This window comes from Arthrobacter sp. Bi26 (assembly GCF_918697925.1).
Classification (GTDB): Bacteria; Actinomycetota; Actinomycetes; order Actinomycetales; family Micrococcaceae; genus Arthrobacter.
Genome location: NZ_CAKKMF010000014.1, coordinates 1 through 11,188 on the forward strand (window position 1 = coordinate 1; position 11,188 = coordinate 11,188).

Consider the following 11,188-nt stretch of genomic DNA (forward strand, 5'->3'; position numbering starts at 1 on the left):
GGTGTGCCCTTCCGCGTCCGCTTCCAGCCAGGCGGCCAGCCGCTCCGCATACGGCGACTGCAGGCCGGCCTCTTCCAGCGCAGAGTGGAGGGCGCGGAAGCGGTCCGGGCTGAAGGCACGATCATAGTAGAGCTTGCTGGGCTCCCAGGGTTCCCCGATGCCCGGGTACCGGGCCGGATCACCGGCGGCGGCGAAGGCCTCGACGGCCACCCGGTGCGCCATGATGTGGTCCGGGTGCGGGTAGCCGCCGTTCTCGTCGTAGCTGAGGATCACGTGCGGCTTGAAGTCCCGGACCAGCCGGATCAGCGGCGCGGTCGCCCGCTCCAGCGGCTGCAGGGCGAAGCACCCGGGCGGCAGGGCCGGCAGGGGGTCGCCCTCCGGCAGCCCGGAATCGACGAATCCGAGCCAGCGCTGCCGGATGCCGAGGACCTCCGCGGCGGCGTCCATCTCGAGCCGGCGCGCCCCGGCCATGTCGCGTTTGGGGTGCGGCTGTCCCTCCATCGCGGGGTTCTGGATGTCGCCGCGGGAGCCGTCGGTGCATGTGGCCACCATGACGTCCACACCGGCGGCGGCGTACATCGCCATCGTGGCGGCACCCTTGCTGGATTCGTCGTCGGGATGAGCATGGACCGCCAGCAGGCGAAGCGGTGCTGACGGGCTGGGGGATGCTGTCATCGTGGGACGGCTCCTCTTTCTGCTGTTCTGCTCTGTTGGAGTGCGGCTTGATCTGTGCGGCCAGCCGCCACGGAAAAATCCCGGTCCGATCCACACTAAACTGGACTGGTGACTTCCGAGGATCAGCCTGCCGCGCCGGCACCTACCAGCCTAGCCAATCGATACGGCGGCCAAAAGCGCGCGCTGACCCGCAAGGCCAAACGCAACATCCTGATCGCCGCCCTTGCCGTGGGCGTCGCCTTCCTGGCCTGGGTATCGACCTCGGCCGCCACCGATAGTGTCAGCTTCAAGGATGTCGGCTACAGCACCCCCGACGCCACGCTGACGGAAATCGACTTCCAGGTCACCAAGGACCCCGCTGCGGATGCGAAATGCGCCGTCAAGGCCATGGACTCCAAGTTCGCGATCGTCGGCTGGAAGGTCGTGGACATCGGGCCGAACGCGGCGGACGTCGGCACCGACGGCGGTCGCACCACCGCCCACCGCACCCAATTGCGCACGGAATCCCAGGCGGTCTCCGGTGTCGTGGACAGCTGCTGGATTCCCGACGCCGGGAAGTAGACCGCGGCAAGCGCCGGCCGCACGTAGACTGAAGCCGGCTGAAGCGGCCTGTAACACGGTGTGACCCACGCCGCTGTGCTCTTTGGTTTATCCACAGCATTGACTACAATGGATCAATACCTTTCCCCCGCTGAGCTGGTTACTGCGTCATAAAAGTGGCCACCGTGGCGGGGTCTTTGCTTGTATGACCACCCAAAGGAGAAGTCCGTGTCTACCACCAACAGCGCAACTGCGGCTTGGCTTACCCAGGAAGCTTTTGACCGCCTGAAGGCAGAGCTGGACAACCTTTCCGGCCCCGGCCGGGCAGAAATCGTCCAGAAGATCGAAGCTGCGCGCCAGGAGGGCGACCTCAAGGAGAACGGCGGCTACCACGCTGCCAAGGAGGAGCAGGGCAAGATCGAAGCCCGCATCCGCCAGCTCACGGCCCTTCTCCGGGACGCCCACGTCGGCGAGGCACCGGCCGACGACGGCATCGTCGAGCCCGGCATGATCGTCGTGGCCAAGATCGCAGGCGACGAGGAAACCTTCCTCCTCGGCTCCCGCGAGATCGCCGGCGACTCGGACCTGGATGTCTTCAGCGAGAAGTCCCCCCTCGGCGCGGCCATCGTCGGCCACAAGGAGGGCGACAAGCTCAGCTACACCGCCCCGAACGGCAAGGACATCACGGTGGAGATCATGTCCGCCAAGCCGTACGCCGGCTGACACCGCAACACGTTCCGTCCGTGACGGAACACTTTCACGAAACAGCGACGCCGGTCTCCCCTTCGCGGGGCGGCCGGCGTCGTGTTTTCCGCCTGTTTTGGCGGGTCAGCCTGGCGCGACAGCCTGGCGCGAGGGTGCAGGGTCTCCCCCGGGTTGTCAGCGTCCGGCGGGCAGCGCCCCCGGGCGCCGGGTGCTCAGCAGCAGTGCGGCCGCGACGCCGCCGATCGCGCCGCCCAGGTGGGCCTGCCACGAGATAAAACTGGCCACGGTGGGCAGGACGCCGAACAGGATGCCGCCGTAGGCCATGAACAGCACCACGGACAGCACGATCTGCCACCAGTTCCGGTTGATGAAGCCGCGGACCAGGAGGAACGCGAAGAGTCCGAACACCAGGCCGGAGGCACCGACCGTGATGCTGGCGCCGCCGATGAGCCACACCGCGAGCCCGGACGCCAGCCAGCTGGCGGCCAGGGCGGTGATGAACACCCGCCGCCCGGAGAGGAACACGAGGAACCCGAAGATGATGAGCGGGAGCGTGTTGGACATCAGGTGGGCAAGGCTGGAGTGCAGCAGCGGAAACGTCAGGATGTCCAGGAACCCGTCCAGGCTGCGCGGCCGCAGCCCGAACGTGCGGTTCAGGGAGTGGAACAGCGCGGTGTTGACGATCTCGATCAGGTAGAGCAGCACCACGAAGGAACCGACCACCAGCAGACCCCGGCGGGCCCGTGCCGCGGCATTGTCCCCCACTCCCGGCGGCCGTCCCGGGGACCCGTCCGTCACCATGGCCCCTAGTGCACCACGATCGGCTGGAAACCCTCGGCACGCAGCGCCGCAAGGACCTGGCTGCAGTGCTCGTGGCCCTTGGTTTCCAGGTTGACGGTGATGGAGACGTCGCCCATGCTGATGGAGCCGCCCACCCGCGTGTGGTCCAGGCCCGTGACGTTGGCGTCGTTTTCGGCGATGATGCGGGCGATTGTGGCCAGCGAGCCCGGACGGTCGTCCAGCATCATCCGCACGGTCATGTACCGGCCGGCGGCGGAGAGGCCGCGCTGGATGACCTTGAGCATCAGCATGGGATCGATGTTGCCGCCTGAGAGAACCACCGCAACGGTTCCGGGGTTTTCGATCTTGCCTTCCATGAGCGCCGCGACGCCGACGGCCCCGGCGGGTTCCACCACCATCTTGGCGCGTTCCAGCAGGAAGATCAGCGCCCTGGCCAGGGCGTCTTCGCTGACCGTGACGACGTCGTCGACGAGCTCGCGGATGATGCTGAACGGCAGCTGGCCCGGCCGGCCCACGGCGATGCCGTCCGCCATGGTGGAGACCTTCTTGAGCGGGACGAGGGCGTCGGCGGCGAGCGAGGGCGGGTAGGCGGCAGCGTTCTCGGCCTGGACGCCGATGATGCGGATGTCACGGCCAAGTTCCTTGGCGCGTGCCTTCACGGCAACGGCAACGCCTGCGAGGAGGCCGCCGCCGCCGACGCCCATGAGGATGGTATCGACGTCGGGGACCTGTTCGAGGATTTCCAGCCCCACCGTCCCCTGGCCGGCGACGACGTCGACGTCGTCGAACGGGTGGACAAAGACGGCGCCGCTTTCGTCGGCGTAGCGCTTGGCTTCGGCCAGCGCCTCGTCCACGTTGTGGCCGTGCAGCACCACCTCGGCGCCGTGGCTACGGGTGGCGGCAAGCTTGGGCAGTGCGACGCCGAGCGGCATGTAGATCCGGGCCTTGATGCCGAGGCTCTTGGCTGCGACAGCCACGCCTTGGGCGTGGTTTCCGGCGGAAGCCGCCACGACGCCGCGCTTCTTTTCGGCGTCGGAGAGCTTGGCCATCCGCACATAGGCGCCGCGGACCTTGAAGGAGCCGGCGCGCTGCAGGTTTTCGCATTTGAGGAAGACCTCGCCGCCCACCGTGCTGCCGAGGGCCCGCGATGATTCCACGGGCGTCCGCGTAATAATCCCGTCGAGCAGCTTCTGCGCCTCCAGGACAGCGTCCAGCGTGACGGGCAGGCTCTCAAGGGTATTCACGAACTGTTCTCCTTCTTCGGATCAGGCGCTGGTGCCCCGTCCGGCATCGCTGCCTGGAGCACCGCTGTTGGGTGCGGCGCCCTCGCGGCCGGGGGTTCCGCCCGGCAGGTGGACGTCTGTGAAGGTGGCGTCTGCGCCGGGTTCGAGGGCAGGGCTGCCCTCTGGTCCCGCGGTTGCCAGCACTTCATCATGTTCCCACGTTCTGCCCGCGATGTAGCGAATCGACGAGTTTGCTACGGCGAGGATCGGAACGGAGAACAGTGCGCCGGGGATCCCGGCGAGGTAGGAGCCCGCCGCGACGGACAGGATCACGGCCACGGGGTGGAGGGAGACGGCCTTGCCCATGACGAGCGGCTGCAGGATGTGGCTTTCGAGCTGCTGGACGCCGAGCACGATCGCCAGCATGATCAGGGCGTTGACGGGCCCGTTGGCGACCAGTGCCAGCAATACGGCGATGGCGCCCGTGACCAGCGCACCGACCACCGGAATGAAGGAACCGAGGAAGACCAGCACGCTCAGCGGCAGCGCGAGCGGCACGCCAATGATGGCGGCGCCGACGCCGATTCCCACGGCGTCCACGAACGCGACGAACATTTGGATGCGGGCGTAACTGACCATGGAAGTCCAGCCGCGGCGGCCCGCACCGTCCGTGGCGCGGCGCGCCTTCCGGGGCATGAGGCTGACGAGGAAGGCCCAGATCCTGTCGCCTTCGAGCAGGAAGAAGATCAGGATGAACAGCGCCAGGACCAGGCCGGCGGCGAAGTGCCCGGCCGTACTCCCGAACGTCAGGGCCCCGCTGAGAATGCTGCTGCTGTTGTTCTGCAGCGCGGCGGTGGCGTCTTCGATGTACTTGTCGATCTGTGCGGCCGTCAGGTGGAGCGGGCCCTCGGACAGCCAGGTCTGGACCTGCTGCACGCCCGTGAGCGCCTGGGACCACAGCTCACCAAAGCCCTGCATGAGCTGGCGCCCCACCAGGGTCAGGGCACCGACGATGATGCCGATGAAGCCGAGCACCGTGATGGCGACGGCGAGCCCCTTGGGCACGCTGCGTTTGGCCATCCAGCGCACTGCGGGGCTGAGCAGCCCTGACAGGAGGGCGGCCACCATGACGGGGATGATGAGGAAGCTGACGTGGCTCAGCATCCAGACCAGGCCCCCGACCACCAGCAGGATCAGCCCGGCGCGCCACGCCCAGGCGGCGGCGATCCGCACACCGTAGGGAATGTCCTGGTCGATCTCGCGGTCGGTCCGGGGCCGGGCCCCGGCACGCGCCCCCGTCCCGGCCGCGGAAGGGGAAGGGCTTGTGGCGGGTACGGCGTCCTCAGCTGGCGTCATAGCCCCATGATTCCGCAGCGGCCGGTTAATAGGAAACCAGCAACCGGCTGGTGGGGCCGGGCCGCGGGGCCGGTTCCCCCGGCCGCCCGGTCAGCCCCTGGGGTCAGCCCCTGCCGTCAGCGAGGCCGAGATGCCCCAGGTCATGGAGAACTGCTCCCCCGGCGCAAGCCAGCGCAGGCCCTCGCCGCTGTTGAACGCGTTGGCGGGCCCGGTCATCGGCTCCATCGCGACCGCCTTCGACCGGCCCGGAAATTCGGTCGTCACGAAGACATGGACGTAACCGCAGCTGGCGTCCTGCCATAGGCTTACGGTCCGCCCGTCCGGGGAGCTCAGCGTGTGCCGGGCGATGCCGCCGTCGAAGTCCAGGTCCGTATAGGCCGAATCGAGGTCCAGCGTCCCCACCGGCCGGCCGCCGCGCAGATCGAAGTCGCCGCTGACCGGCTCGGTGCTGCGCGGGATGAGGCGGTCATCGGCGACCAGCCGGGTCCGGGCGTCCACGCTCACGGTGAGGTCCTCGCTGGGCACATCGCCCAGCCGCAGGTACGGGTGCGCGCCAAGCACGAACGGCGCTGGGTCCTGGGAGTCGTTGATAAGGGTTTGGCGCACTACCAGCCCCAGGTCCTCCGCCAGTTCGTAGCGGACCCGGTGCCTGAGCAGGAACGGGTAGCCGTGCTGCGGGAAGACCGCCGCTTCCAGGGTGACGGAGAACTCGTCCTCGTCCACGAGGTCGTAGGAGGAGTTCCGCAGCAACCCGTGGCTGGCGTTGTTGCGGGAGGCCTCGGTGATGTCCAGCTGCAGCTTCTTGCCGTTGAGGTACCAGACACCGTCTTCCACCCGGTTGGCCCACGGTGCCAGGGTGATTCCGGTGGCGCCGGGCGGAATGTCGGCATCGCCATAGCTCTCCGTCAGGGCAGTGCCGCCACGGCTGTAGAGCCGCAGGCCGGCGGCGAGTTCGGTGACGACGGCCAGGGCGTCGCCGCGCCGGAGCTCGTATTGCCGCCCGGTGGCGTACCGCCGCATGGTTTCATCGGGGCCGGAGGCCAAGGGGGTCGCTGAGAGATCCATGATGACCACCGTACAGACCCGCCCGGCAACCCGTATACCTTGGTTCCATGACTTCCAGCAGCGCAGGCGCCAGGCCATGAATCCTCCCCTGGACAGCAGCGGGCTCGCCGCCCGGTTTGAGGCGGTCTTCGGCGCCCGGCCCGACGGCGTGTGGCGGGCACCGGGACGGGTCAACCTCATCGGCGAGCACACCGATTACAACGAGGGCTTCGTCCTGCCGTTTGCCATCGACCGGGCGGCCCGGGTGGCCGTCAGGGTCCGGCCGGATTCCACAGTGCGGTTGCTCTCCACGTTTGGGAACCAGGGGCTGACCACCGCGGACACCGGTTCGCTGGCCCGCGCCAGCGCCAGGGGCTGGACAAAGTACCCGCTGGGGGTCATCTGGGCCCTGCAGCAGCAGGGCCTGCCGGTTCCCGGCGTGGACCTGCTCCTGGATTCCGATGTCCCCCGCGGCGCCGGCCTGTCCTCCTCCCACGCCATTGAATGCGCCGTGATTTCGGCGCTGAATGAGCTCATGGCCGCGGGCCTCTCCGCGCAGGACATGGTCCTGGCCACCCAGCGGGCGGAAAACGACTTCGTCGGCGCGCCCACCGGCATCATGGACCAGTCCGCCTCGCTGCGGGCCACGGCCGGCCACGCCGTCTTCCTCGACTGCCGGGACCAGAGTGTCCGGCTGGTGCCGTTCGACGCCGACGCCGCGGGGCTGGTGCTGCTGGTCATCGACACCCGGGTTTCCCATTCCCACGCCGACGGCGGGTACGCGGCCCGGCGGGAATCGTGCGAACTCGCCGCCGAGGTCCTGGGCGTGCCGGCGCTGCGCGACGTCGGGTTCGAGGACCTCGAGGAGGCCAGCGGGCTCCTGGACCCGGAGACGTTCCGCCGCCTCCGGCATGTGGTCACCGAAAACGACCGCGTCCTGCAGACGGTGGAGCTGCTGGACACCGAGGGCCCGGCCGCCATTGGCCCCCTGCTGGACGCGTCCCATGCCTCGATGCGCGATGACTTCGAGATCTCCTGCGCCGAGCTGGACCTTGCCGTGGACGCGGCGCGGTCCGCCGGCGCGATCGGGGCCCGCATGACTGGCGGCGGCTTCGGCGGTTCCGCGATCGCACTGACCCCGGCGGGATCGGAGCAGCAGGTGCGTGCCGCCGTCGAACGGGCCTTCGCCCGGGCCGGGTACGCGGCACCGGAGGTCTTCAGCGTCAGTCCTGCGGCCGGGGCCATGCGCGTGGCATAGGCGGGGCGTAGTCTGGGCGCATGCCAGAAGCCGTCATCGTTTCCACTGCCCGAAGCCCGATCGGGCGCGCGTTCAAGGGGTCCCTGAAAGACGAGCGGCCTGACGATCTCGCCGCCGCCATGGTCACGGCGGCCCTCGCCGGGATTCCGGCGTTCGATGCCGCCGCCGGGCCGGGCCGTGGCCTGGACGACATCTATCTGGGGTGCGCCGAGCTGAGCGGCGAGGCCGGCTCCAACATGGCCCGCGTGGTCAGCATCCTGGCCGGGCTGGACAACGTTCCGGCCGCCACCATCAACCGTTTTTGTGCCTCCAGCCTGCAGACGCTCCGGATGGCATTCCACGCCGTCAAAGCCGGCGAAGGCCAGGCGTTCGTGGCCGCCGGCGTGGAGGCGGTGTCCCGCTACCGGGAATGGGCCGGTGCCGGCGAGACCGACGCGAGCACGCACAACCCGCGATTCGAGGCGGCCCGCAAACGCACCGAGGCCCGCGCGGGCTCCAACACTCCGTGGACCGACCCGCGCCTGGGCGGCCGGATGCCGGACGTGTACATCGCCATGGGCCAGACGGCGGAGAACGTCGCCACAAGCTACGGCATCACCCGCCAGGAGCAGGACGCCTGGGCGGTGCTCAGCCAGAACCGGGCCGAGGCGGCCATCGCCTCCGGGTTCTACGCCCGAGAAATCACCCCCTACACCCGCGCCGACGGCACAGTGATCGACCGCGACGATTCGCCGCGTCCCGGCGTCACCGCGGAGGCCGTGGGTGCGCTGCAGCCGGTCTTCCGCAGCGGCGGCACCGTGACGGCCGGGAACGCGTGTCCGCTCAATGACGGGGCCGCCGCCGTCGTGGTCATGAGTGACGCGCGCGCCCGCGAGCTGGGCCTCGAGCCGCTGGCCCGGATCGTCTCCACCGGTGTCAGCGCCCTGTCCCCGGAGCTGATGGGCATGGGCCCGGTGGAAGCGACCCGCCGGGCGCTGACAATCGCCGGGCTGACCATCCGCGAGATCGACCTCGTGGAGCTCAACGAAGCGTTCGCGGTCCAGGTGGTGGCCAGCGCGCGGGAGCTCGCCATCGATCCGGAGAAGCTCAACGTCCACGGCGGCGCCATCGCCCTCGGCCACCCCTTCGGGATGACCGGGGCCCGCATGACCACCACGCTGCTCAACGGACTCCGCACCCGCGACGCCTCCCTCGGCCTGGCCACGCTGTGCGTCGGCGGCGGCCAGGGCATGGCGGTTGTGCTGGAGCGGCTCAGCTGACGGTGGGCAACTGACGCATTGCAGTTGACGCATTGCAGCTGGCTGCCGCAAACGCGAGGAGCCCCGCCGTTAGGCGGGGCTCCTCGTTAGGAAACGGTGTTCAGGGACGACGGCGGTTACTCGTCACCGCGGAGGATGGCCAGCAGTCGGATGATCTCGACGTAGAGCCAGACCAGCGTGACCGTGAGGCCGAAGGCGGCGGTCCAGGAGAAGCGCTGCGGGGCTCCGGCGCTGATGGCCGCCTCGATGGATGTGAAGTCCATGATCAGGGAGAAGGCGGCCAGGCCGATCGCCAGGACGCCGATGAAGACGCCGAGCGGGATGCCCATGATCTCCATGCTGGTGCTCAGGCCAAACGGCGTGGTCACGGCCCCGGTCATCATCATGAACATGTTGACCAGCGCGAACACTGCATAGCCGATCAGGGCAATCATGAAGAACCGCATGAGCTTGGGCGTCGCCCGGACCTTGCCGCTCTTGAACAGCACCAACGTCACGGCGAAGACGGAAAGCGTCCCGACGACGGCCTGGATGCCGACGCCCGGGAACAGGTTGTCAAGGATGCGGGTCAGGCCGCCGAGGAAGAATCCTTCGAGCAGGGCGTAGGCAAGGATCAGCCCGGGGGACGGCTGCTTCTTGAAGGTGTTGACCATTGCGAGGGCGAAGCCACCGAGGGCTCCGAGGATCATCAGCATGGATCCGGTGCCCTGCGGGACGGCGAGGGCCACTGCGGCGCCGACCACCAGGATCCCGAGGCACCCGGCAGTCTTCATGATGACGTCGTCGTACGTCATCTTGCCGATGTCAGCCGGGCCGGCCGCCGGGCGGTTGTACAGGTCCTGGAGCTGTTCCTGGGTCATGCCCTGCTGCGCAGAATTCCACCCGCCCTGGCCCGGGGCCTGACCGTAGGGGTTCTGGCCGTAGGGGGCCTGACCGTAGGGGGCCTGACCGTAGGGGTTTTGGCCATAGGGGTTCTGGCCATACGGGGCCTGCGGGGCAGGCGGTGCCTGGGTGGCTTCGCGGAAATTCTTTCCGCTGAAGATCGGGTTTCCGCCAGATGCCATTGCGGGTGTCCTCCAAAATAAGGGGGTGGGTGATGTTCCGGTGCGATGCGGACTATACGAAAGGGAGTTTTATATAGTCACGCTACCAATTCCCACGGCCGGCGGGGAGGGATAGTTCCCTCAGGGAGCCGCCGCAACCGAACCGTGACCTAAACCAGCGGGATATTCAGGCCCAGGAAGCCCGCATGGACGCCGGCCGTTTTGGGCGTGCCGGGCGCCCGGTGCGCCGCGCACCGGTTCCGGCTGCCAGCACGGCGGATTGTCCGTCGTCGCGGAAATCGTCGAGCCGCTTCGACGGATCCCCCTTCGGCTCCGGGAGCGGGCCGGGAACCGGCGCCGGCGTTCCCGTGCCGCTGTTGACAATGACGTCGTCGATGTAGATGTCGGCCATTTGCTGATCGTGTTCGGAGCCAAGCTGGACCGTGTCGAGTGTCGTCGCGGAAATGCTGACTGTGCCCGCGTAGACGGAACGCCCGTCCCACCAGATTTGGACGGTGGTCCCGGGACCGTTGGGGACCACGTGCATGACCAGCCGGTGCCAGGAGTCAGTGGGGACATCCCGCCGCAAAGTCGTGTAGGCGAACCCCGCGGGTGATGACGTGCGGAGCACCAGTTCATGGGAGATGTTCTGCCGGAAAACGTCCAGGACGCGGACTCCGCCGGAAAAGAACCGGAAGTAGGGAACATTGTTCCCTGCCATTCCCTCAGCGGCGATATTGAACCATCCGTCCGCATACGCCTCGGTGTTTCCGGGGGTCAGGCCCACGGTCAGCCTGGCGATGGAGCCGGGCCCTGCGGTGGTGTGCAGGCGGGCGGCACAATTACCGGAGTGCGACAGCCCGGTGGACACCGAGGCATTTCCCGTCCCGGCCGTGGAGACGCCGAATCCGTCCAAGGTGCCAGCTTCAAAGGTGGAGGCCGCCGCCATGTTCCCCGGATAGGGGTCGGTGAGTGCATCTGTCGAGGGCACGCAGGCCTGCGCCCCGGCGGGCTCGGGGCCGAGGCTGAGCGCCGGAAGGCCCAGGATCGCCAGCACAAGCGAACCTGCGAGGCACAGCTTCACCACCCGGTTCATCAGTCGGCCCTCCAAGATCGGTTCAGGCGCTCTTCGCACGATAACGCCGGAGGACTTGGAAAAAGCTTGGATTTGCTGGTTCCCCACGCCGGAGCGGATGTGCCCGGCGGGCAGCACCGGCACCGGGTTGGCCGGGCAAACCGGGGACCGGACCGGCCACTGTTTAGGCATACTCGGAATCAACAAAA

Annotated in this window: 11 protein-coding genes; 4 read left to right on the forward strand and 7 right to left on the reverse strand. The window is 68.3% G+C overall.

Annotated elements, in window-relative coordinates; all coding sequences use genetic code 11:
- The coding region (gene mca / locus LQV16_RS05390) for a mycothiol conjugate amidase Mca (RefSeq protein WP_229992875.1) at positions 1-675 on the reverse strand (675 nt) is incomplete at its 3' end.
- A gap of 108 nt (positions 676-783) precedes the next feature.
- On the opposite strand from mca, the gene LQV16_RS05395 reads away from it, so the two are divergent.
- Positions 784-1,236 carry a DUF4307 domain-containing protein gene (locus LQV16_RS05395; protein ID WP_229992876.1) on the forward strand — a complete coding sequence of 151 codons (453 nt, stop codon included), beginning with the start codon at positions 784-786 and terminating at the stop codon, positions 1,234-1,236.
- A 207-nt stretch (positions 1,237-1,443) separates the two neighbouring features.
- Positions 1,444-1,938, forward strand: a complete 495-nt coding sequence (gene greA, locus LQV16_RS05400) for a transcription elongation factor GreA (protein ID WP_229992877.1) — start codon at positions 1,444-1,446, stop codon at positions 1,936-1,938.
- A 156-nt stretch (positions 1,939-2,094) separates the two neighbouring features.
- On the opposite strand, the gene LQV16_RS05405 is transcribed toward greA, so the two are convergent.
- From LQV16_RS05405 to LQV16_RS05420, 4 genes are all read right to left on the reverse strand, one after another.
- Positions 2,095-2,721, reverse strand: a complete 627-nt coding sequence (locus LQV16_RS05405; RefSeq protein ID WP_229992878.1) for a rhomboid family intramembrane serine protease — start codon at positions 2,719-2,721, stop codon at positions 2,095-2,097.
- A gap of 5 nt (positions 2,722-2,726) precedes the next feature.
- A complete protein-coding gene (gene ilvA / locus LQV16_RS05410) occupies positions 2,727-3,965 on the reverse strand; it encodes a threonine ammonia-lyase (RefSeq protein WP_229992879.1) in 1,239 nt (412 codons plus the stop codon).
- Positions 3,966-3,986: 21 nt separating this feature from the next.
- Positions 3,987-5,300, reverse strand: a complete 1,314-nt coding sequence (locus LQV16_RS05415) for an AI-2E family transporter (RefSeq protein ID WP_229992880.1) — start codon at positions 5,298-5,300, stop codon at positions 3,987-3,989.
- Between the two features lie 90 nt (positions 5,301-5,390).
- On the reverse strand, positions 5,391-6,365 hold the full coding sequence (locus LQV16_RS05420) for an aldose 1-epimerase family protein (RefSeq protein ID WP_229992881.1): 975 nt from the start codon (positions 6,363-6,365) through the stop codon (positions 5,391-5,393).
- A 76-nt stretch (positions 6,366-6,441) separates the two neighbouring features.
- On the opposite strand from LQV16_RS05420, the gene galK reads away from it, so the two are divergent.
- Positions 6,442-7,602, forward strand: coding sequence for a galactokinase (gene galK, locus LQV16_RS05425; protein WP_229992934.1), 1,161 nt, complete (start codon positions 6,442-6,444; stop codon positions 7,600-7,602).
- Between the two features lie 20 nt (positions 7,603-7,622).
- Positions 7,623-8,861 (forward strand): acetyl-CoA C-acetyltransferase, encoded by a 1,239-nt coding sequence (locus LQV16_RS05430; RefSeq protein WP_229992882.1) that lies wholly within the window; start codon positions 7,623-7,625, stop codon positions 8,859-8,861.
- A gap of 116 nt (positions 8,862-8,977) precedes the next feature.
- On the opposite strand, the gene LQV16_RS05435 is transcribed toward LQV16_RS05430, so the two are convergent.
- Together LQV16_RS05435 and LQV16_RS05440 are read right to left on the reverse strand one after the other, a co-directional pair.
- Positions 8,978-9,925 (reverse strand): Bax inhibitor-1/YccA family protein, encoded by a 948-nt coding sequence (locus tag LQV16_RS05435; RefSeq protein ID WP_229992883.1) that lies wholly within the window; start codon positions 9,923-9,925, stop codon positions 8,978-8,980.
- A 166-nt stretch (positions 9,926-10,091) separates the two neighbouring features.
- A complete protein-coding gene (locus LQV16_RS05440; RefSeq protein WP_229992884.1) occupies positions 10,092-11,171 on the reverse strand; it encodes a hypothetical protein in 1,080 nt (359 codons plus the stop codon).
- Positions 11,172-11,188 lie beyond the last annotated feature (17 nt).

Excerpts from the sequence above, each read along its gene's own strand:
- LQV16_RS05405 (WP_229992878.1), bottom strand. The coding sequence starts at position 2,721 with ATGGTGACGGACGGGTCCCCGGGACGGCCGCCGGGAGTGGGGGACAAT.
- LQV16_RS05415 (WP_229992880.1), bottom strand. The coding sequence starts at position 5,300 with ATGACGCCAGCTGAGGACGCCGTACCCGCCACAAGCCCTTCCCCTTCC.
- LQV16_RS05420 (WP_229992881.1), bottom strand. The coding sequence starts at position 6,365 with ATGGATCTCTCAGCGACCCCCTTGGCCTCCGGCCCCGATGAAACCATG.
- galK (WP_229992934.1), top strand. The coding sequence starts at position 6,442 with ATGAATCCTCCCCTGGACAGCAGCGGGCTCGCCGCCCGGTTTGAGGCG.
- LQV16_RS05430 (WP_229992882.1), top strand. The coding sequence starts at position 7,623 with ATGCCAGAAGCCGTCATCGTTTCCACTGCCCGAAGCCCGATCGGGCGC.
- LQV16_RS05435 (WP_229992883.1), bottom strand. The coding sequence starts at position 9,925 with ATGGCATCTGGCGGAAACCCGATCTTCAGCGGAAAGAATTTCCGCGAA.
- LQV16_RS05440 (WP_229992884.1), bottom strand. The coding sequence starts at position 11,171 with ATGCCTAAACAGTGGCCGGTCCGGTCCCCGGTTTGCCCGGCCAACCCG.